A 20,989-nucleotide genomic window follows, 5' to 3' on the forward strand; every position below is an offset into this window, starting at 1 on the left:
GCCCGGCCGGCCACCTCCGACACACCAGCCGTAGTGCCGGCCGCTAGGCATCGCCGGCCTCCGGTGATTCCGTTTGGGTGAGCATGTCCAATTCCTCGTTACTGAAGCCCGCCTGGCGGCGAGCGGGCAGATTCAGGGGCCCCTTGGGCAGGTGCCCGGTGTAGCGGCGTACCAACTCGCCGAAGGTGACCACCGGCTCCAGGCCCCGTGCCTCGCACAGCCAGTGGTACCAGCGCGACCCCACGGCCACATGGCCGACCTCGTCCTTCAGGATGACGGCGAGGATCTCCGCGGCCCGGACATCACCGGCCTGCTCCAGGCGCGCCATCATGGCGGGCGTCACATCCAGGCCGCGGGCCTCCAGCACCCGGGGCACCAGGGCCATGCGCACCAAGGGATCGCCGGCGGTCTTCACCGCCATCTCCCACAGGCCGTCGTGGGCGTCGAAGCTGCCGTAATCGTACCCCTGTTCCCGCAGATGTTCCCGCAGCAGTTGGAAGTGGCCCGCCTCCTCCGCCGCCACCTCCAGCCAGTCCCCATAGTAGGCATCGGGCATCTCGCGAAAACGATAGACCGCATCCAGCGCGAGGTTGATGGCGTTGAACTCGATGTGGGTCACGGCGTGGATGAGGGCCGCCCGCCCCTCCAGACTGCCCGGCTTGCGCCGCGGCAGGAGATCGTGGGAGACCAGGGGCGGCCGCGCGGGCCGGCCCGGGGTGGTAATGGCCTCCGCGGGGGAGCCGGCGGGCCGCGCCAGGCCCGCCACATACCAGTCCTGGCGCAGGGCCTGGACGCAGTCCATCTTGGCATCCGGGTCGCGGCACAGCAGGCAGTCCCGGGCCCGTTCGTAAAGGTTGTCCGTCATGGAACCCTCGTGGTGGATGGGTGATGGGTGCCGGCTTCGCACCAGCGCAGGCGATGGCCCCATTCCCGGGGCGGCGCGGCGAAGGGGGCGCACACCCAGAGGTCCGCCACCGCCGCCAGTTGGTCATCCACATAGATCAGGGGCAGGCGGTCCCGCAGCCACGGCGGCACCCGCCGCTCCTGGAACAACCGTTTCAGGGTCTGGCCATGCTCCCGGTCCGCGGGCCGGCAGCGCTCGCCGCCCCGGCGCCAGCCGATGGTGATGCGCCGGCCGGGGATCGCCGAGGCCCGGATGCCGGCACCCCGTTGCCGCGTCGACTCCAGACTACCGTGTTGGAGTTCCAGCCGGCCCTCGAGGTTCCAGGGGATGAACGACCGCGGATCACGGGGGGGCAGGGGTGCGCCGAACCACACGCAGCCGTCGTAGCGGCGGGCCTGCGCCCCGGGCCAGGTGACCAGGGGGTTACGGTCCCGCCCGGCGCCCGCCAGCATCACCCGTATCGCCTCCAGGTGGGCCGCGCCAGGGGGTGGCAGCCCCAGGGACCTCACCGCATAACGCAGCAGGTTGCGCTGGCGGTGGGGGTCAAGGCGGGCGATGGCGGCCAGCACCAGGCTGTGGTCCGCGGGGCCCCGGGCGGCCTCGCGATCCGCCGCCGCCACCTCGTCCAGGATATGGGCCGCCCCCGCCTGCAGGCCGGCGCTCCGGCCCAGGGTCCGGGCCGCCTGTGGCCACATCCGCGTCACTACGGGCAGCACCTCGTGGCGCAGAAAGTTGCGCTGGAGATGGAGTTCTCGGTTGGAGGGGTCCTCCACCCAGGAAAGTCCCTCGCGGGCGGCGTAGGCCGCCAGTTCCGCGCGGCCGAATGCGAGCAGCGGACGCCCCAGGCGGCCCCCGCCGCAGGGGCGCAGGGCCGGCATGGCGGCGAGGCCGTGGGGCCCGCCACCCCGCAGCAGCTGCAACAGCAGGGTCTCCGCCTGGTCGTCCAGGTGGTGGGCCGTGAGTAGCAGTTCATCGGTCCCCACCCGCACCTCCAGGACCCCATAGCGGGCGCGCCGCGCGGCGTCCTCGGGGCTCTCGCCGGGGGCCGGCGTGGCGTCCACGGCCACCACCTCCAGCGGCACCCCCCACCGGCCGCAGGTCTCCCGGCAGTGGCGGGTCCAGGCATCGGCCTCCGGCAACAGCCCATGATGCACGTGGATCGCCCGTAGCGGGAGGCGACCCATCGGCTCCCCCATGTGCCTCAGACCGTGGAGCAGTACCGCCGAATCCAGCCCGCCGCTGTAGGCCACCAGCAACGGACCGAAGGGCTGGAATGCGGCCAGTCGACCGGCCAGCGCATGCGGGGAGAACCCCGTGCCGGCAGGGCCTCCATGACCCGCCCGCGGCGGGTGACCCGCTTGAGAAAAGTCAAGCGCTTCCTTCGACACCTTCACTACCATGCCTGTACCCCGCCGGCCACCGGGGGACACGTGTCGGCACCGCCCCCAGCCACCGACGGGGCACGCCAATCGGCCTCAGCACCCATGGGAGAAAGCTGTGATGACAAACCCGGAAGAACAAGAGACCCCAAACACCCGGGAGCGCATCCCCGGGATGCAATCCCTGCTGGACAACCCGTTCCTGCTGCTCTTCATCGGTGTCGCCATGCCCACCGTGTTCTACCTGGTGTGGGGCATCATGGAGATCGTCACCCTGCCCGTCGCGCCCTGATTCACCCCGGCCCAGGAGACCTGCAATGACCTCATACATGCCCCCCGCGGATCGCATCTGGTGGAAGGTGCCCGTCGGCCGCCAGGAACTGGTGTGGATCGCCATCGCCCTGGTGTGGTGCCTGATCATGTTCGCCATGATGCCTTACTGGCACGTCTACGGAAAACAGAACCTGTCCACCGAGGCCTACCAGACCACGCCCGAGAAATTCGGCATCAAGGTCCAGGAGATGATCGACAAGTACCAGGTCGGGGAAGAGGGCGGCATCCCCATCGTCAAGCCCCCCGCCGGCAGTGACATCTACCAGCTCGGGCGTCTCTGGCAGTGGTGGCCCATCTTCGAGCTCGAGAAGGACAAGAGCTACCGCCTGCACCTGTCCTCCATGGACTGGCAGCACGGCTGGTCGTTGCAACCCGACAACATCAATCTGCAGATCGTGCCGGGCTACGAAATGGTGTTGAAGATCACCCCCGATCGCGCCGGCGAGTACGGGGTGGTGTGCAACGAGTACTGCGGTATCGGCCACCACACGATGGTGGGCAAGATCTACGTGCGGGAGTAAAAACCATGTCCGAATTTCGCATCTGTCCCGACTCCGGGTTCTATTTCCACAGGTCCGCCGAGAGCCTGATGAAGGTCAACGCGGTGGCCGGCGTGGTGGCCCTGCTGGTGGCGGGCGTGCTCGCCCTGGGGGTGGTCCTGACCCGCTGGCAGGAGGTCCACCTGCTGTCGCCGGAGGACTTCTACCTGGCCCTGACGGCCCACGGCATCAATGCCCTCATCTTCTGGATCATCTTCTTCGAGATGGCGGTGCTGCACTTCGCCGCCTCCACCCTGTTGCGGGCGCGCCTGGCGACCCCGGCCTGGGCCTGGACCGGCTTCCTGCTCATGCTGGTGGGGGCCATCATGAACAACGTCGCGGTGTTCCAGGGCAACTCCAGCGTCATGATGACCTCCTACGTGCCCATGCAGGCCGAGCCCCATTTCTACCTGGGCCTCATCCTGTTCGCCGTGGGGGCCCTGATCCAGGTGTTCGTGTTCTTCGGCACCCTGGTGGTGGCCCAGCAGGAGAAGACCTACGAGGGCTCGGTGCCCCTGGTGACCTTCGGCGCCATCACCGCCGCCATCATCGCGGTCTTCACCATCGCCTCCGGCGCCATCATCCTGATACCCACCTTCCTGTGGTCCATCGGTTACATCAGCCACATCGACGCCGAGATGTACCGCATCGTGTGGTGGGGACTGGGACACTCATCACAGCAGATCAACGTCGCCGCCCACGTCTCCATCTGGTACCTGCTGGCCGGGGTGCTGTTCGGTGCCCGCCCCATGTCCGAGAAGGTGAGCCGCACGGCCTTCCTGCTCTACATCTTCTTTCTGCAACTGGCCTGTGCCCACCATATCCTGGTGGACCCGGGCGTGGGCACGGAATGGAAAATCTTCAACACCAGCTATGCCATGTACTTGGCGGTGCTGGCGAGCATGATCCACGGCCTCACGGTGCCGGGCGCCATGGAGGTGGCGCTGCGCAAGAAGGGTTATTCCAACGGCATGTTCGAGTGGCTGCGCAAGGCCCCCTGGGGCAACCCGGTGTTCTCCGGCATGTTCATCTCCCTCGTGACCTTCGGCTTCATCGGCGGCATCACAGGGGTGGTGATGGGCACCGAGCAGATCAATCTCATCATCCACAACACCATCTACGTCCCGGCGCACTTCCATGCGACGGTGGTGACGGGGACCACCCTGACCTTCATGGCCCTGACCTACCTGCTCATACCGGTGCTGTTCCGGCGCGAGATGATCCTGCCCAAGATGGCCAGGCTGCAGCCCTATGTCTTCGGCGGCGGCATGACGGTGCTGATCCTGTTCATGCTGGGCGCCGGCACCCTCGGGGTATCACGCCGCCACTGGGACATGGACTTCACCGGAGCGGCCCTGCCCTTCGAGTACCCGGGCATGGCCTACACCCTCATGGCCATCGGTGCCATCGGCGGCGTGCTGGCCATCGTGGGGGGCGCCATGTTCCTGCTGGTGACCGTGGGCTCCCTGCTGGTCGGTAAGAAGCTGGACTCCTCCGCGGGCCTGCTCCAGAGCTTCATCGGCAAGCCGCTGGCCAGGGACAGCTACACCACGGCCACCCCCGAGACCCTGCCCATGGCGCCGCGTCTCACGGTGGAGGAGCACGGCTCGGCCGGCTTCGAGGCCCCCGGCACCTTCGTCCTGGCCATGCTGCTGCTGGTCACCTTCGTCGTCTACTACTTCATCAACTGGAAGTACCTGGCATCCGTCTGGCCCCTCGGATGAACCAGGAATGAACGGCCGGGGCAACGCGCATGCAGGCGTTGCTCCGGCCCTGTTTTCCGGCACCACCAGGCCCCCACAGAGGCACAGCCCCATGGTCAGACTGCTCATCGACGTGTTCAAAGTCCGCATCGGCGTGATGATGTCCATCACCGCCGTGGTGGCCCTGATGGTGAGCCCCGGGCGGCCGGCCACCACCATGGACGTCGCCGTCCTGGCCCTGGCGGTGCTTTTCGCCTCCGCCAGTGCCGGCGCCTTCAACCAGTACTACGAGCGGGACCTGGATGCCCGCATGAAGCGCACCCGCAACCGGGCCTTCGTCACCGGAGTATTCACCCACAGCCGCTGGTGGCTGGCCCCCATCCTCGGGCTGCTGGTGGCGGGCGTGGGGGCGGCCGCCCTGCTGCTGAACGGGCTGTCCGCCCTGTTCGTCTTTCTCGGCGCCTTCTTCTATGCCGTGGTCTATACCATGTGGCTGAAGCGCCGCACCTGGCTGAACATCGTCATCGGCGGCGCCTCCGGCAGCTTCGCCGTGCTGGCCGGTGGTGCGGTGGTGGACCCCAGCCTCGGCCCCATCCCCATCACCCTCGCCATCGTGCTGTTCCTGTGGACGCCGCCTCACTTCTGGAGCCTCGCCATCGCCCAGCGGGCGGACTACGCGGCGGCCGGCGTCCCCATGCTGCCGGTGGTGGTGGGCGACGACCAGGCGGCCCGGGCGGTGTTATGGAACGCCATCGCCCTGGCCTTGGCCTCCCTGCTGCCCTTCTACTTCGGTCTCGGCTGGCTGTATCTCCTGGGTGCCGCCGGCGGGGGCGGCTATTTCGTCTATCGCAGCTGGCTGCTGGCCCGCGACCCCTCCCGCGGCAACGCCATCCAGAGTTTCCTGGCCTCCCTGGTCCAGCTCGTCGTGCTGCTGCTGTTCGCGGTGCTGGACACCCTGTGACGCCGCTACCCGCGGGCGGCGCAGGGGCGGCGGGGAAGAGGCCCCGGTATCGCGATTCCAGACCCATGCACCCGCTGCTGATGATCATGCTGTTGGCTACGGCGATGGCCGCGGCCACCGCCTCGGCTCGGCCATTGAAGCCCAACGATGCCGACTCCCTCGAGGCCTTCGATTACAAGGCGGCCCTGGCGGCCAGCCAGGGTGCCATCGGCCGCCGGCTCTCCGACCACATGCTGACCGATGCCGCCGGCCGACGGGTGACGTTGGCCGGGTTCCGGGGCAAACCCCTGGTGATGAGCCTGGTGTTCACCAGTTGTTCCACCATCTGTCCCACCACCACCCGGCACCTCGCCAGGGTGGTGGAAAAGGCCCGGGACACCGTGGGCGAAGGAAACTTCAATGTGGCCCTGGTGGGCTTCGACAGTCGCTTCGATACCCCCGAGATGATGGCGCGGTTCGCACGCAAGCAGGGTATTGCCGACAAGGGCTGGCATCTCCTCAGTGCCGATGAGGACACCATCGCCGCCCTGACCCGGGAGCTGGGCTTCTACTTCGCCCCCTCGCCCAGCGGCTTCGACCACCTTGTGCAGGCCTCCATCATCGACGGCGATGGCCAAGTCTACCGCCAGGTCTACGGCGAGGTCTTCGACACCCCCCTGCTGGTGGAACCCCTGTTGGAGCTGGTGCTCGGCCGTCCCCAGGTCCACCACTCCGCCATCGATGATCTGATCAACCGGGTGCGCCTGTTCTGCACCACCTATGACCCCGTCACCGATTCCTACCATTTCGACTACTCCCTGTTCGTGGGCATGTTTATCGGCGGACTGATCATGATGCTCACGGTGATCTTTCTGGTGCGGGAATATCTCCATGGCAAGGGCCGGCAACCCTCCTGCTGAGGCGACGGCGCGAGGCTCGGCACTGTGACCTTCGTTAACCCGTTGAAACGTGCCTACCGCTGGCTCGAGGCCTGGTTCAACCTGTCCTTCGGGCCGGCATGGAATCCCCTCTATAACCTGGGCACCCTGGCCTTTTTCTTCTTCTGGATCGTCTTCATCAGCGGCCTGTACCTGTTCATCTTCTTCGATACAAGCCTCGCAGGCGCCTACGCCTCGATGGAGTATATGACCCACGAGCAATGGTATGCAGCCGGCGTGATGCGCAGCCTCCATCGCTATGCCTCGGATGCGGCGGTGGTGACCATCCTGCTGCACATGTTCCGTGAGTTCGCCCTCGACCGTTACCGGGGCTTCCGCTGGTTCTCATGGTTCACCGGCGTGCCCACCCTGGGGCTGGTGATCGTGCTGGGGATCACCGGTTACTGGCTGGTATGGGACGAGTTGGCGCTGTATGTGGCCATGCTGTCGTCACGGCTGGCGGACGCCCTGCCGCTGGTGGGCGGGTCCATGGAGCGGGACTTCCTCGTCGGCCAGCTCACGGACAGGTTCTTCACCCTGATGGCCTTCCTCCACCTGCTCGGCCTGCCGGTGCTGTTCCTATTCGCCATCTGGATCCACGTCAAACGCCTGGCCAGGGTGGAGATCAACCCCCCGCGGGGTCTCGCGGTGGGCAGCCTGGTGGCGCTGCTGGCGCTGTCCCTGGCGGCGCCTGCCGAGAGCCATGGCCCGGCCGATCTGAGCCGGGTGGCGCCGGTGTTGAACCTGGACTGGTACTACCTCGGCCTCTATCCGCTGATGGACTACTGGAGCCCCGGCCAGACCTGGATCGCCATCCTCGGGCTGACCCTGCTGCTGATGCTGTTGCCATGGCTGCCACCCAGGCCCACCGGTCCGGCGGCGGAGGTCCATCTCGACCATTGCAACGGCTGCGGCCAATGCGCCGATGACTGCCCCTTCGATGCCATCACCGTACAGGCCCGCACCGATGGCGCGCGCTGGCCCCACGAGGTGGTGGTGGACCCCGCCCTGTGCGCCGCCTGCGGGATCTGCGTGGCCTCCTGCCCCTCTTCCAACCCCTTCCGCATGCGGGACAGGGCCCTGGTGACAGGCATCGACATGCCGCAGTTCTCTGCCGATGACATGCGCAACCGCACCCGGGAGGCCCTGGCCGGCCTGGACACGGATACCCCCATCCTGGTGTTCGGCTGCGACCATGCCCTGGACGTCTCGACCCTGGCGGCGGCGAACACCGCCACCATCAGCCTGTTCTGCACCGGCATGCTGCCGGCCACCCTGGTGGAGTTCGCCCTCAAGCACGGGGCCCATGGCGTTTTCATCACCGGTTGCCGCACCGGCGACTGCTACTACCGCTTCGGCAACCTGTGGCTGGATAAGCGCTTCGCGGGCAGTCGCAAGCCCATCCTGAGGGCTCGCGCCGATCGCTCGCGCATACGCGTGTTCCGCGGCGCGGAGACCGACGGCACCGCCATCCGCCAGGCCTTGGCGGATTTCGGCGAAGAGTTGGCCGGCCGCGCCCCTCCCGGCCAACCCCCCAGCCAACCCCCTAGTCCCCGCACGACCACGGAGACGGATCATGGCGCGCGATAGGGCGAAGCGCTTGGCGCTACAGGCGCTCAACTACGCCATGTTCATGGCGGTGGTGTGGTATTTCTCCTTCAGTCCCCCCTACCGACAGCTGGCGGCGGATGAGGCGGTGGTCACCGTGGCCTTCGGTCATACCTCCGAGCGCATCGCCCCCTGTGTCGCCTTGACCCCCGACGAGCTGGCACAACTGGCACCGAACATGCGCAAACCCATGGACTGTCCCCGCGAGCGCTCGCCCGTCACCCTGGAGCTGAGACTGGATGGCGAGGTGTTCGCACGCGAGGTGATCCAGCCCCCGGGGCTCTACCGGGACCAGCGCATCGACGTCTTCCGCGAGGTCACCGCCCGGGAGGGGGCCCACCGCCTGTCCATCCTGATGAACGATGACGCCAGCGTGGAAGGGCCGACCTACCGGCTGCAGGACACCGTGGTCCTGCGGCCCGCCCAGCGGCTGGTGGTCGCCTTTTCCAAGGCCCAGGGGTTTTACATCCCATGAGGACCCACCAGGAACCGTGACATGACCAGAGAGATGACGCCATTCCAACCCGTGGACCACCACCCGGGGGCGACCTTTCCCCCGCCGGGCACCGGCGGCGACACCCCGGCGGATGTCGAGGCGGGCCGCATCGACGACTTCTACCTCGACATGCCCGGCCGCGACGCCGCCGGCCGCGCGGTGCGCCGCCTGACCATCGGCTGGCTGTCCTTGGCCCTCGGCTCCCTGGTGCTCGGCGGCCTCCTGACCCTGGTAATCGTGCTGTCGCGCACCCCCTACATCCAGGACGTCTTCCCCTGGACGGACCTGTTTCACACCGCGCTGGTGGTACACGTGGATCTCACCGTGCTGGTGTGGTTCCTCGCCGTGGCAGGGATGTTCTGGAGCCTCAACAGCCGGCCTGCTTGTGCGGCCTGGGGCTGGGTCGCCCTGGTGCTGGCCACCGCCGGCGCCCTCACCCTCACCGCCGCACCCTTCGTGGGCACCGGAGAGCCCCTGATGGTCAATTACATCCCGGTGTTGGACGACCCCGTATTCTTCACCGGGCTCATCCTGTTCACGGCGGGTTTCGTGCTGCTGGTGGGCCGCAGCCTGGTGTTCTCCCACCCCATCGGCGCCCGCATCAGCGGCCCGGGGGCGCTGCGCTTCGGTCTCTTCTCCTCCCTCATCGCCGCGGTGGTGGCCCTGAGTGCCTTTGCTGCCTCCTACCTGGGGCTCCCGGAGGGCATCCACGGCGAGCGTTACTTCGAGCTGCTGTTCTGGGGCGGCGGGCATACCCTGCAGTTCGTCCACATCCAGCTCATGCTGGTGGCCTGGCTGTGGCTGGCCACCGCCACCGGCATCACCTCCAGGCTGACTCCCCGGGTGGTGCTGGTGCTGTTCGCCGTCGGCCTCATCCCGGTGCTGTTGACGCCCCTCGCCTATCTCAACTTCCCGGTGGATTCCCCGTCCCATCAGCACACCATGACCTGGCTGATGCGCTACGGCGGTGGCCTCGCCGCGGTCCCCATCGGGCTGGTGATCCTCTTCAATCTCGTCCAGTCCATGGGGCGCCCCCACCAGTGGCGCCCGGAACGCGCCGCCCTGTTTTCCTCCATGGTGCTGTTCGGCGCCGGGGGCCTGGTGGCCTTCATGATCCAGGGCAGCGATGTCACCGTGCCCGCCCATTATCACGGCTCCATCGTGGCCGTGACCCTGGCCTACATGGGCATGACCTATCACCTGCTGCCGCGCCTCGGCTTCGCCCGCCCCAGCGGCCGCGCGGCTACTCTCCAGCCCTGGCTCTACGGCGGGGGCCAACTCCTCCATGTCATCGGACTGGCCTGGTCGGGGGGCTATGGGGTCCAGCGCAAGACGGCGGGCGAGGCCCAGATGCTGGACGCCGTGGAGAAGATCGCCGGCATGGGCCTCATGGGCCTGGGCGGCCTGATCGCGGTGTCGGGCGGCGTCCTCTTTCTGGTACTTACCCTGGGTGCCATGAGGCCCCAACGGGGCGACAGGGCGTCTAGAGCAGTGCCTGAATGAGCGAGAAGGAACCGAAGGCCAGTGCGAGAAAGATGAAGAAGAACACCACCGAGCGGTTGGGCAGGCGCTCGCCGTGCCTCACCTCGATGGCGTTCAACAGGCGATCCGCCGCGAGATAAAGGGCCACGCCCACCGCCATGAAGAGGATCATTTCCATCGCCTGCTCCGCTTGTCCGCCATCTGCCGCGCCGGGACATCGCCGGCGTCTATGGGACCGGCCCCCATCATGGCGTCGCAGCGAGGCGCGTCGAGGCCGCCCCGCTCCCCTTGGCCATGTCGGCGGGATCCATGCCGGGGTAGATGTGGAAGGCCATAGCATAGACCACCACCCCCGTCACCGACACGTAGAGCCATATGGGCAGGGTCCAGCGGGCCACGCGGCGGTGGCGCCCGGTGCGCGAACCGAGGGCCAGGCCGGCGGTGACGAGGGCCAGGGGAAACAGCACCGCCGCCAGGATCACGTGGGATGCCAGGATGGTAAAGTACACCGGCCGAGCCACACCCTGACCGGCGAAAGGCACGTTACCGATGCGGGCGTGGTAGTAGAGGTAGAACACCATGAACACCACTGACACCAGCAAGGCACTCACCATGCATGCCCGGTGGGCCCGCACCGCCCGGGCCCGGATGAACATGAAACCCACCGCTACCAGGATCGCCGCGGTGGCGTTCAGGGCGGCCAGCAGGTGGGGAATGACGTTGATCAGTTCCATAGCGGGATCCTCGGATGGCGGATGTGGGCGGTCAGCCGCCGGACGGAGCGGTAGTGCCGGCACGCAGCTCACCGTAGAGGGCCGCCAGCTCCTCACGATGATGGGGTGGCGGAAAGGAGGCCACCACCGTGGCCCCGGGCTCCACCAGGAATACGGCGCCCGGATCCGCCGCCGGATCCCCCGTCGCCACACCGAAGGGCCGGGCGAACGCGGCAAGGGCCGGTGGCGGTCCCGTGAGGCCGATGAAGGCGCGGGAGAAGAAGGCCAGATAGGTGGCCAGCACCTCCGGCGTGTCGTGGGCCGGGTCCACGGTGACGAAGATCAACTGGGCCGCCCGCCGGGACGGGGCCGGCAGGTCACGCATCATGTAGGTCAGCTCCGTGAGGGCCGCGGGGCAATCGTCACGGCAGCGGGTGTGGCCGAAGAAGACGAAGCTCCAGCGCCCCTCCATGTCGGCGCGGGTGAAGTCCCGGCCGCGATGGTCCTGGAGTTCGAAGGAGCCGAGGGGTGCCCCGTCGATGATGGGCGACGGCGCGTAGCCGCCGTCGGACCGTGGCTGCGGGGAGGACATCAGCAGGGCCACCACACCCACCACCACCAGCCACAACAGGAACAAGGCCAGGGTGCCCACCGGCAGACGGGTCCTCATGGACGGCCTCCGGGGCCGGAGCGGGTTCGTTTCCACTCCCCCACGAACCACCAGGCGAAGCCGCCCATGACGGCGAGATTGATCACCAGGCCGATGAAAAAGAACCCCATCAGGCCGGGATCGGCGGAGTCCCCGGCCCCGGGACCCGGCGCGGCGACAAGCGGTTCCACCTGCGACCCACGGTTCTCCGCTTGCGCCACCGGCACCCCGTCCCGGGGGACGGCCGCGGCCGCCGAGACCCCTGCCATGAACCCTATGACCATGAACACGGCGGCCATCAGGACCATCAGGCAACGGCGGGCCCACCGCCCGGGGGCCGATAGGCCCGACACATCAATAATCGAACGATGGAGTGGTCTCGTCATGAAAGGTGTATACAGGTTTCGAGCAATACTTTCCGCGGCCCTCGTGCTATCGCTCCTGATGCCGTCGTCTGGCCACGCCGATGAAGATAGCGGCGCCAGGCTCTCCGGTTACTACGCCCGCGAGCAGAACGACGGCGAGCTGGCCCGGGCCTCGCGACGCAGCCACTACATCCGGTTCTATCCCGAAAACCGGGTGGTGCGGCTGGTCATTCCCTTCCCTTATGCCACCAGCCTCGATCCGGACACCGTGCGAGCGGTGTTCCGGCGAGCCGCGGGCAAAACCAGCGGCAGCGCCTATATCTCCGACACCTTCGGAGTGCTGGACCGCAGGGTCATGGCCCATATCGATTTCGTCAAGCGCATCGATGGACGGACCCTGTTCGATTGCGACCAAAGTGTTCCTTGTACGATGAAGTTCGATGACGGGTCCATGAGAATTATCAAGAAGGGGCTCATCAAGGATCATGTAACATCCTTTGCATTCATTCCGGACTGAGGCGCGTCGAACGCCGGGACATCCGGCGTACGCCGGAGGGGGCTGACCATGCTGGGTCGCAAGCGAACAACCGTAGTGGAGGGGGCCCATTGCCTGCTCAAGGACGTGGGCGTCAATGCCATCAATCGCCAGCACCTGCGGCTGGCGAGCTATGCAGTGGAGTTCAATCAGATCGTGGACGAGCTGTCCGGCAGGGAACCGACCAACGAGGACTGGCGGCGTTTCGACGCCCTCTTTTCCAAGGTCAGGCGCTACGTGCAGACCCATTTCCAGGAAGAAGAGGCACTCATGCAGGCCCACGGCTATCCCGACTTCGCGGCCCATAAGCGCCTGCACGATGACTTCGTCAAGCAACTGATCGACGTGCAATCGAAGATCAACGACCGGCGGGTGGAGTTCAAGGACAGGTTCGGCGTCATGCTATGGAACTGGCTCAAACACCATATCAACGAGGAAGACTACAAGTACCGGGAGTTCTTCCGTGCCGAGGGGCTCGAATGAGCAGCGGCGAGGCGCCCATGGCCATGGGCGAGGCCGCGGCACCCGCCAGCCCCGCCGACCCCGGGAACGGGCGGCGGGCCATCGGCCTCTGGCTGCTCGCCTGCTGCGCCACCATCTATGCCATGGTGGTGTTGGGCGGGGTGACACGGCTCACCGGCTCCGGCCTGTCCATGGTGGATTGGCGGCCCATCCTGGGCGTCCTGCCACCTCTCAACGAGGCCCAGTGGCTCCGGGTCTTCGAGTTGTACCAGCAATCCCCGGAGTTCAAGGTCAAGAACTTCGGGATGGATCTCGCGAGCTTCAAGAATATATTCTGGTTCGAATACGCCCACCGCCTGCTGGGGCGCCTCATCGGGGTGATCTTCCTGGTGCCGCTGCTCTACTTCGCCGCCACCCGGCGGGTGGACAAAGCGCTCGCCGGCAAGCTCGTCGCCCTGTTCATCCTGGGCGGCCTCCAGGGCCTGCTGGGGTGGTACATGGTCCAGAGCGGTCTGGTGGACGTCCCCCGGGTCAGCCCCTATCGGCTCACGGCCCATTTGGGGCTCGCATTCGTGATCTATGGATACATGTTCTGGGTCGCCCTCGACGTGCTCCGTCCCCATGGGTGGGCGGCCCGAATCGGCGACATGACCGGCCTGCGCCGGCTGGCCTACGGGGTCACGGGCCTCATCGCCGTCACCATGCTGTCCGGGGGCTTCGTGGCCGGCCTGCGGGCGGGCTTGGCCTACAACACCTTCCCGCTGATGAACGGGCAATGGGTACCGGATGGCCTGCTGTCCATGGATCCGATCTGGCGCAACCTGTTCGAGAACATCACCACGGTCCAGTTCGACCATCGCCTGCTGGCCGCCGTGACCAGCATCGCCATCGTCATGCTGTGGCTGGCATCCCTGCGGCGGCGGCTGCCCACCGCCCTCCAGGCGGCGTCCCATGTGCTCCTGCTGCTGCTGGCGTTTCAGGTCACCCTGGGCATCACCACCCTGCTGCTCCACGTGCCGGTACCCCTGGCCGCCGCCCACCAGGCGGGCGCCCTGGCCCTGCTCACTGCCGCCCTGTTTCTCACTCATGGATTGACTAAAGTCAAAGCCGCCCAACCCGACGGCGCCTAACGTTCCGATCATGCCCCCCATGCCCCGCCCGGCGGGCCGCATGGTCGGGGCGGCAAGGGCATCGAACCACGGGAGTTCAACGTAATGGCTATGAGGTCATCCACCACCATCGGGCTGGCGGTGCTGCTGCTGGCGGGAGTGACCACCCTGGGCTTCGGCCTGACCCCGTGGCCCCATTCGAACGCCGCCGTACCGCCGGAGCTGCGGGCGGTGATGCGGCCTGAGCCCAGGCCCCTGGCCCCCTTCCATGTCGTGGACCACCACGGCCGGCCCTACGGCCTGGAGCGCCTGGAAGGCAAGTGGAGTTTCGTCTTCTTCGGCTACACCTACTGCCCGGACATCTGCCCCGCCACCCTCTCCACCCTGGCCTTCGTATTCAAACGCCTGGAACGTACCGCCGGCGACGCGGCGGATATTCAGTCCCTGTTCGTTTCCGTGGACCCCGAGCGCGATACCCCGCAGTTGCTGGCGGACTATGTCGGCTATTTTCATGACGAATTCACCGCCGCCACGGGGGGCCCCGGCGACATCGAGGACCTCGCCCGCCAATTCGGCGCCGGTTATATGCGGGAGGCCGGCAAGGAGGGCGACGACTACCTCATCAGCCATACCAGCTCCATCTTCCTGGTGGACCCCCAACAGCGGCTGGTCGCCGCCTTCGCACCACCCCACGACCCCGCCACCATCGCGACCCAGTTCACGCGCATCAGGGATCTCTGACCCCGGCCCCGCCCCTCCGCGTGGGCCCGGCCGGCCATCCCCGCCCACCGTCTGGCCGCTTCAGCGCCCCCGAATTCCGCGCCATCCTCGCCGCCAGGGTGAGAAAGACGAGTGTCCGTTATAGAGTCGGGGCCCATTACCCGGTTCAAACTTCAAGGACCCCTTCATCCCCATGGCCATAGAAATCAAGCGCGTCGCCACCACCCCCTTCGACGACCAGAGGCCCGGCACCTCGGGCCTGCGCAAGCGGGTGCACACCTTCCAGCAGCCCCACTACCTGGAGAACTTCGTCCAGGCCATATTCGACAGCCTGGACGACTGCCGGGGCAAGACCCTGGTGCTGGGGGGTGACGGCCGCTACTACAATCGCGAGGCCGCCCGGATCATCATCAGGATGGCGGCCGCCGCCGGCTTCGGCCGGGTGCTGGTGGGCCGGGACGGCCTGCTGTCCACGCCGGCGGCCTCGGTGGTGATCCGCCGGCACCGGGCCCTGGGGGGCATCGTGCTCTCCGCCAGCCACAACCCCGGCGGCCCCGACGGCGACTTCGGCATCAAGTTCAACGTCGCCAACGGCGGCCCTGCGCCGGAACGCTTCACCACGGCCTGTTTCGAGGCCAGCCGCGCCATCACCGAATACCGCATCATCGAGGCCCCCGATGTGGACCTGTCCCGCCTGGGCGAAACGACCCTGGGCGACACCGTGGTGGAGGTGTTCGACCCGGTGGCCGACTACGCCGCCCTCATGGAGCGACTGTTCGACTTCGACCGCATCCGCAACCTGTTCGAGGCCGGCGCCATGCGCATCCGTTTCGATGCCATGCATGCCATCACCGGGCCCTACGCCCGGGAGATCCTGGAACAACGCCTGAGTGCGGAGCCCGGCTCGGTGATCAACGGCATCCCCCGCGAGGACTTCGGCGGCGGCCACCCCGACCCCAACCTCACCTACGCCAAGGACCTGGTGGACATGGTGAACGGCGACAAGTCTATTCAGTTGGGGGCGGCCTCGGACGGCGACGGTGACCGCAATATGATCCTCGGCCACCGCTTCTTCGTCACCCCCAGCGACAGCCTGGCGGTGATGGCCGCCAACGCCCATCACATCCCCGGCTACCGCAGCGGCCTGGCCGGCGTAGCGCGCTCCATGCCCACCAGCCAGGCCGTGGATCGGGTGGCCGAGCACCTCGGCATCGAGTGTTTCGAGACTCCCACCGGCTGGAAGTACTTCGGCAACCTGCTGGACGCCGGCCGCGCCACCCTGTGCGGCGAGGAGAGCTTCGGCACCAGCTCGAACCACATTCGGGAGAAGGACGGCCTGTGGGCCGTGCTGTTCTGGCTCAACCTGCTGGCGGTGAAAGGCGAGTCGGTGGCCAACATCGTGCGCAGCCATTGGCGGGCCTTCGGGCGTAACTACTATGCCCGCCACGACTACGAGGAGGTGGACGCGGACCGCGCCCATGCCATGGTGGAAGGCCTGCGGGCGCGCCTCGCCGAACTTCCCGGCCAATCCGCGGGCGGCCTCACGGTGGCCGCCGCCGACGACTTCGCCTATACGGACCCGGTGGACGGCGAGGTGGCCGAGCACCAGGGGATCCGCATCCTATTCGATGACGGCTCCCGCATCGTGTTCCGCCTCTCCGGCACCGGCACCGCCGGCGCCACCGTGCGCGTCTACCTGGAACGCTACGAGCCCGACCCCGAACGCCAGGGCCTCGACACCGAGACCGCCCTCGCCGACCTCATCACCTATGCTCAGGATGTGGCGGACCTGAAGGCGGTCACGGGGATGGAGCGGCCGACGGTGATTACTTGAAAAGCCGGTGAATAGTGAATGGTAAAAGCGCACGGCACGTACCAGCGCCACCGCCGTAGTCGCCGTCAACGATTCACTACCCGCCAGTCTTCGGCCGTCCCGGGCTGGGGCTACATCTCGGTGGTGGCGTCGGGGAGCAGGCGGGTGGTGATGCGGTCCCAGTCCACCGCCACCTGCGGCAGCACCTCGAGGGTCGTGGTGCCGGAGAGGGCCTGGATGCGGGGGCGGGAGTAGGCGCTGCCGTCGTGGCGGTAGACGGTCAGCACCCGGTCCACCGGGTGGACCAGCCAGTATTCGCGCACCCCGGCCCGCTCGTAGGCGGCCAGCTTGCGGGTCTGGTCATGGCTCGCGGAGGACGGGGAGAGCACCTCCAGGACCCAGTCGGGCGCCCCCCGCACCCGGCGCCGGGACACCTTGCCGGGATCGCACACCACCAGGGCATCGGGCTGCACCACGGTGTCCACCACGCCGTCGGCCTCGTCCCCCCGGGGCAGGAGGACGTCCACCGGGGCCACCAGCACCCGGCAGGAGTGGCCCTCCAGGGCATTGGCGACCTGGCGAGCCACCTCGAAGGCGACGGTCTGATGGTCCACCCCCGGGGCGGGGGACATCAGCCACGCGTTGCCGTCGATGAGCTCGTAGCGCTCGTCCTCGGGCCACTGGCAGTAGTCGTGGTAGGTATAACGGTTGTGGTCGCGCAGGGCGTAGCCCATGGTGTCCTCCTGTGGACTTCCGAACGGTCCGTGTGTCCGGCCTGAAAAGCTAATCATTCGGGCAGGTCCGGTCAAGGTGTGGCCGACGGTGGTTGCTGGAGGGAAAGGGGAAAGGGGAAAGGGGAAAGGGGAAAGGGGAAAGGGGAAAACAGGAGTGTAGCCCGCGATTGTCGGTGTCGGGCTTCAACTCGACGCCTTAGCGACCGACATTTCTCGCCCTGATGCCGGGCCACGGGCTGGCCTGACGGCAGCCGGTCACCGGGTCTTCGAGCGCCGCGATCGCGGCGCCTTGGCTAACCCCGTGTGCTGGGTCGCGAAGCGTTTGCCCTTGCCCGGCCGCGGGGCGCGCTTGGCGCCCTCCGCTGCCGGCTGCCAGGCGGGAATGAGGTGGCGCTTGCCGTTGCCGATGAGGTCGGCGCGGCCCATGCGCTTGAGGGCGTCACGCAGCAGGGGCCAGTTCTTGGGGTCGTGGTAGCGCAGGAAGGCCTTGTGCAGGCGCCTGACCTTGAGGCCCCGGGGGACGGGCACGGTCTCGCCGGCGCGGGTCACCTTGCGCAGGGGATTTTTCCCTGAGCGGTACATGGCGGTGGCGGTGGCCATCGGTGAGGGCAGGAAGGTCTGCACCTGGTCGGCTCGGAAGCCGTTCGCTTTAAGCCACAGGGCCAGGTTCAGCATGTCCTCGTCGGTGGTGCCGGGGTGGGCGGCGATGAAGTAGGGAATGAGGTACTGTTCCTTGCCCGCCTCCTTCGAATACTTGTCGAACAGGCGCTTGAACTCGTCGTAGGCCCCCATGCCCGGCTTCATCATCTTCGCGAGCGGCCCCGGCTCGGTGTGCTCGGGGGCGATCTTGAGATACCCCCCCACGTGATGGGTCACCAGCTCCCTGACGTACTCGGGCGAGCGCACGGCGAGGTCGTAGCGCAGCCCCGAGGCCACCAGCACCTTCTTGATGCCGGGCAGGTTTCGCACCCGGCGGTAGAGGTGGACCAGGGCCGAGTGGTCGGTGTCGAGGTTGGAGCAGATCCCGGGGTGGACGCAGGAGGGCCGGCGGCAGGCCGCCTCGATGGCGGGATCCTTGCAGGCTAGGCGGTACATGTTGGCGGTGGGCCCGCCCACGTCGGAGATGACGCCGGTGAAGCCCGGCACCTTGTCGCAGATGGCCTCGACCTCCCGCACCACCGAATCCTCGGAACGGCTCTGGATGATGCGCCCCTCGTGCTCGGTGATGGAGCAGAAGGTGCAGCCGCCGAAGCAGCCTCGCATGATGTTCACGGAGAAGCGGATCATCTCGTAGGCGGGGATGCGGGCAGCGCCGTAGGCGGGATGGGGCCGGCGGGTGTAGGGCAGCTCGAACACCCCGTCCAGCTCCGCGGTGGTGAGGGGGATGGGCGGCGGGTTGACCCACACCTCGCGCTCACCATGGCGCTGTACCAGGGCGCGGGCGTTGCCGGGGTTGGTCTCCAGGTGCAGCAGCCGCGAGGCGTGGGCGTAAAGCACCGGATCGTCCCGCACCGCCTCGAAGGCCGGCAGGCGGATCACGGTGCGCGCCCGCGGGTGGCGAGGTGGGCGGGGCTGCAACCTCACCTCGCGGCCCGCCGGCGCCTCCTCGCAGCTGGGCCCGCTGGCCGCGTAGGGGTCCGGGGGCGGAGCCAACGCGCCGGGGATGTCCACGTCGGTGGATTCCACCTCCGCCCAGCCCGCCGGTAACACCGGGACCGTGCACACGGTGCCGCGCAGATCGGTCAGATCATGAATGGACGCGCCGGCGGCCAGGCGCTGGGCGATCTCCACCACCTGGCGCTCGCCGTTGCCGTAGACCAGGAGATCGGCCTTGGCATCCAGCAACACCGAGCGCCGCACCTTGTCCTGCCAGTAGTCGTAGTGGGCGATGCGCCTGAGGCTGGCCTCGATGCCGCCGATGACCACCGGCACGCCCTTGAAGGCCTCGCGGCAGCGCTGGACGTAGGCGATGACCGAACGGTCCGGCCGGCGCCCGCCCTCGCCTCCCGGGGTATAGGCGTCGTCGGAGCGCACCTTGCGGTCGGCGGTGTAGCGGTTGACCATGGAATCCATGTTGCCCGCGGTGATGCCGAAGAAGAGCCGCGGCGGCCCCAGGCGCGCGAAGTCCTCGGTCCCCTCCCAGGCGGGCTGGGCGATGATGCCCACCCGGAAACCCTGGGCCTCCAGCACCCGCCCGATGACCGCCATGCCGAAGCTGGGATGGTCCACGTAGGCGTCACCGGTCACCAGGATGATGTCGCAGGCATCCCAGCCCAGCAGATCCATCTCCTCCCGGCTCATGGGCAACACCGGCGCCGGCCCGAGCCGGGCGGCCCAGAATTGGGGATAGGAGAAGATGTTGCGGGGAGTGGCTTGAGACATGACCGGGAGTGTAAGCGAAGCGCGCGGGGGTATCAGGGAATAGGGAATAGGGAATAGGGAATAGGGAATAGGGAATAGGGAATAGGGAATAGCAGGAGTGTACCCGACCGGTCCGGTGGCATGCCGGCGTGAGTTCGAAGCCAAGAGTGCCCGCGCTGTTGCGTCTTTCTATTCCCTATTCCCTATTCCCTAGCTTGTCTGCACCTTCCCATACGCCCGCAGCCGTTCCCGGCGGCGGGCCAGCACCTGGTCCATGGGTCGGGTGGTGAGGGCTTCGAGTTCCTCGCGCAGGACATCGGCGATGTTCTCCGCCATCTCCTCGTGGTCGCGGTGGGCGCCTCCCAGGGGCTCGGGGATGACGCCGTCGATGAGCCCCAGGTCCAGCAGGCGCTGGGAGGTGATACCCAAGGCCGCGGCGGCCTCCGGGGCCTTCTCTGCGCTCTTCCACAGGATGGAGGCGCAGCCCTCGGGGGAGATCACCGAATAGGTGCTGTACTGGAGCATGAACACCCGGTCGCCGACGCCGATGGCGAGCGCCCCGCCGGACCCCCCCTCGCCGATGACGATGGCGACGATGGGGGTCTCGAGGCCCGACATCTCGAACAGGTTGCGGGCGATGGCCTCGCTCTGACCCCGCTCCTCCGCGCCCACACCGGGATAGGCGCCGGGGGTGTCGATGAGGGTGACCACCGGCACCTTGAAGCGCTCGGCCATGTGCATCAGGCGCAGGGCCTTGCGGTAGCCCTCGGGCCGCGGCATGCCGAAGTTACGCAGCACCTTCTCCTTGGTGTCGCGGCCCTTCTGGTGGCCGATGACCATCACCGGCATGCCCTCGAAGCGAGCCAGCCCGCCGACGATGGCCGGGTCGTCGCCGTAGGCACGGTCGCCGTGGAGTTCGTTGAAGTCGGTGAAGACCCGCTCCAGGTAGTCCTTGGTATAGGGCCGCTGGGGGTGGCGCGCCACCTGGGCCACCTGCCACGGGGTCAGGGCGGCGAAGATGCTGTTCACCAGCTCCTCGCTCTTCTGCTCCAGGCGCTGGATCTCGGCGTCGATGTCGAGCTCGGAATCGTCGGTGACGTAGCGCAGCTCTTCGATCTTGGCCTCGAGTTCGGCGATGGGTTGTTCGAAATCGAGATAATTCAGGTTCATGGCAATCTGCTGATGGCGCCCCCGGAGAACCTGGAG

22 protein-coding genes are annotated in these 20,989 nt (G+C 67.5%); 13 read left to right on the forward strand and 9 right to left on the reverse strand.

The window, feature by feature from the left end:
- Positions 1 to 43: 43 nt before the first annotated feature.
- Both U5S82_04955 and tilS read right to left on the reverse strand, forming a co-directional pair.
- Positions 44 to 865, reverse strand: a complete 822-nt coding sequence (locus U5S82_04955) for a ferritin-like domain-containing protein (protein ID MDZ7751009.1) — start codon at positions 863 to 865, stop codon at positions 44 to 46.
- Positions 862 to 2,304 (reverse strand): tRNA lysidine(34) synthetase TilS, encoded by a 1,443-nt coding sequence (tilS, locus tag U5S82_04960; GenBank protein MDZ7751010.1) that lies wholly within the window; start codon positions 2,302 to 2,304, stop codon positions 862 to 864. Before tilS ends, U5S82_04955 begins: the two co-directional genes overlap by 4 nt.
- A 100-nt stretch (positions 2,305 to 2,404) precedes the next feature.
- On the opposite strand from tilS, the gene U5S82_04965 reads away from it, so the two are divergent.
- The 8 genes from U5S82_04965 (at position 2,405) to U5S82_05000 (ending at position 10,343) form a co-directional block, all read left to right on the forward strand.
- Positions 2,405 to 2,575 (forward strand): hypothetical protein, encoded by a 171-nt coding sequence (locus tag U5S82_04965; protein MDZ7751011.1) that lies wholly within the window; start codon positions 2,405 to 2,407, stop codon positions 2,573 to 2,575.
- A gap of 25 nt (positions 2,576 to 2,600) precedes the next feature.
- Entirely contained in the window at positions 2,601 to 3,137 is a 537-nt protein-coding gene (locus U5S82_04970; GenBank protein ID MDZ7751012.1) for a cytochrome C oxidase subunit II, read from the forward strand.
- A gap of 5 nt (positions 3,138 to 3,142) precedes the next feature.
- A complete protein-coding gene (locus U5S82_04975; GenBank protein MDZ7751013.1) occupies positions 3,143 to 4,879 on the forward strand; it encodes a cbb3-type cytochrome c oxidase subunit I in 1,737 nt (578 codons plus the stop codon).
- A gap of 91 nt (positions 4,880 to 4,970) precedes the next feature.
- Positions 4,971 to 5,819, forward strand: coding sequence for a heme o synthase (gene cyoE / locus U5S82_04980; GenBank protein MDZ7751014.1), 849 nt, complete (start codon positions 4,971 to 4,973; stop codon positions 5,817 to 5,819).
- Positions 5,820 to 5,884: 65 nt separating this feature from the next.
- Entirely contained in the window at positions 5,885 to 6,718 is an 834-nt protein-coding gene (locus tag U5S82_04985) for an SCO family protein (protein MDZ7751015.1), read from the forward strand.
- 24 nt (positions 6,719 to 6,742) lie between these two features.
- Positions 6,743 to 8,326, forward strand: a complete 1,584-nt coding sequence (locus U5S82_04990) for a hydrogenase iron-sulfur subunit (GenBank protein MDZ7751016.1) — start codon at positions 6,743 to 6,745, stop codon at positions 8,324 to 8,326.
- Complete coding sequence (locus U5S82_04995; GenBank protein ID MDZ7751017.1) at positions 8,313 to 8,819, forward strand: hypothetical protein; 507 nt, start codon at positions 8,313 to 8,315, stop codon at positions 8,817 to 8,819. The genes U5S82_04990 and U5S82_04995 overlap by 14 nt, the downstream gene beginning before the upstream one ends.
- 21 nt (positions 8,820 to 8,840) lie before the next feature.
- Positions 8,841 to 10,343 (forward strand): cbb3-type cytochrome c oxidase subunit I, encoded by a 1,503-nt coding sequence (locus U5S82_05000; GenBank protein MDZ7751018.1) that lies wholly within the window; start codon positions 8,841 to 8,843, stop codon positions 10,341 to 10,343.
- On the opposite strand, the gene U5S82_05005 is transcribed toward U5S82_05000, so the two are convergent.
- The 4 genes from U5S82_05005 to U5S82_05020 all read right to left on the reverse strand — a co-directional run bounded on the left by U5S82_05005 (position 10,324) and on the right by U5S82_05020 (position 11,983).
- Positions 10,324 to 10,500: a hypothetical protein gene (locus U5S82_05005; GenBank protein ID MDZ7751019.1), complete on the reverse strand. Its 177-nt coding sequence runs from the start codon at positions 10,498 to 10,500 to the stop codon at positions 10,324 to 10,326. The genes U5S82_05000 and U5S82_05005 overlap by 20 nt on opposite strands.
- A gap of 67 nt (positions 10,501 to 10,567) precedes the next feature.
- On the reverse strand, positions 10,568 to 11,056 hold the full coding sequence (locus U5S82_05010) for a DUF420 domain-containing protein (GenBank protein MDZ7751020.1): 489 nt from the start codon (positions 11,054 to 11,056) through the stop codon (positions 10,568 to 10,570).
- A 31-nt stretch (positions 11,057 to 11,087) separates the two neighbouring features.
- On the reverse strand, positions 11,088 to 11,705 hold the full coding sequence (locus U5S82_05015) for an SCO family protein (GenBank protein ID MDZ7751021.1): 618 nt from the start codon (positions 11,703 to 11,705) through the stop codon (positions 11,088 to 11,090).
- Positions 11,702 to 11,983, reverse strand: a complete 282-nt coding sequence (locus U5S82_05020; GenBank protein MDZ7751022.1) for a hypothetical protein — start codon at positions 11,981 to 11,983, stop codon at positions 11,702 to 11,704. Before U5S82_05020 ends, U5S82_05015 begins: the two co-directional genes overlap by 4 nt.
- 130 nt (positions 11,984 to 12,113) lie before the next feature.
- On the opposite strand from U5S82_05020, the gene U5S82_05025 reads away from it, so the two are divergent.
- The 5 genes from U5S82_05025 to U5S82_05045 all read left to right on the forward strand — a co-directional run bounded on the left by U5S82_05025 (position 12,114) and on the right by U5S82_05045 (position 16,709).
- Positions 12,114 to 12,566 (forward strand): hypothetical protein, encoded by a 453-nt coding sequence (locus tag U5S82_05025; protein ID MDZ7751023.1) that lies wholly within the window; start codon positions 12,114 to 12,116, stop codon positions 12,564 to 12,566.
- Positions 12,567 to 12,614: 48 nt separating this feature from the next.
- The gene (locus tag U5S82_05030) at positions 12,615 to 13,067 is read left to right on the forward strand and encodes a bacteriohemerythrin (GenBank protein ID MDZ7751024.1); all 453 of its coding nucleotides are present in this window, start codon (positions 12,615 to 12,617) and stop codon (positions 13,065 to 13,067) included.
- A complete protein-coding gene (locus tag U5S82_05035) occupies positions 13,064 to 14,176 on the forward strand; it encodes a COX15/CtaA family protein (protein ID MDZ7751025.1) in 1,113 nt (370 codons plus the stop codon). Before U5S82_05030 ends, U5S82_05035 begins: the two co-directional genes overlap by 4 nt.
- A gap of 84 nt (positions 14,177 to 14,260) precedes the next feature.
- Positions 14,261 to 14,896, forward strand: coding sequence for an SCO family protein (locus tag U5S82_05040; GenBank protein ID MDZ7751026.1), 636 nt, complete (start codon positions 14,261 to 14,263; stop codon positions 14,894 to 14,896).
- Positions 14,897 to 15,074: 178 nt separating this feature from the next.
- The gene (locus U5S82_05045; protein MDZ7751027.1) at positions 15,075 to 16,709 is read left to right on the forward strand and encodes an alpha-D-glucose phosphate-specific phosphoglucomutase; all 1,635 of its coding nucleotides are present in this window, start codon (positions 15,075 to 15,077) and stop codon (positions 16,707 to 16,709) included.
- 110 nt (positions 16,710 to 16,819) lie between these two features.
- Here the strand turns inward: U5S82_05045 and U5S82_05050 are convergent, their stop codons facing one another.
- The 3 genes from U5S82_05050 to U5S82_05060 form a co-directional block, all read right to left on the reverse strand.
- Positions 16,820 to 17,422 (reverse strand): Uma2 family endonuclease, encoded by a 603-nt coding sequence (locus tag U5S82_05050; GenBank protein ID MDZ7751028.1) that lies wholly within the window; start codon positions 17,420 to 17,422, stop codon positions 16,820 to 16,822.
- Between the two features lie 255 nt (positions 17,423 to 17,677).
- The gene (locus U5S82_05055) at positions 17,678 to 19,804 is read right to left on the reverse strand and encodes a YgiQ family radical SAM protein (GenBank protein MDZ7751029.1); all 2,127 of its coding nucleotides are present in this window, start codon (positions 19,802 to 19,804) and stop codon (positions 17,678 to 17,680) included.
- A 189-nt stretch (positions 19,805 to 19,993) separates the two neighbouring features.
- Positions 19,994 to 20,953 (reverse strand): acetyl-CoA carboxylase carboxyltransferase subunit alpha, encoded by a 960-nt coding sequence (locus U5S82_05060; GenBank protein MDZ7751030.1) that lies wholly within the window; start codon positions 20,951 to 20,953, stop codon positions 19,994 to 19,996.
- Between the last annotated feature and the right edge of the window lie 36 nt (positions 20,954 to 20,989).

Source organism: Gammaproteobacteria bacterium (assembly GCA_034522055.1).
Lineage (GTDB): Bacteria > Pseudomonadota > Gammaproteobacteria > JAABTG01 > JAABTG01 > JAABTG01.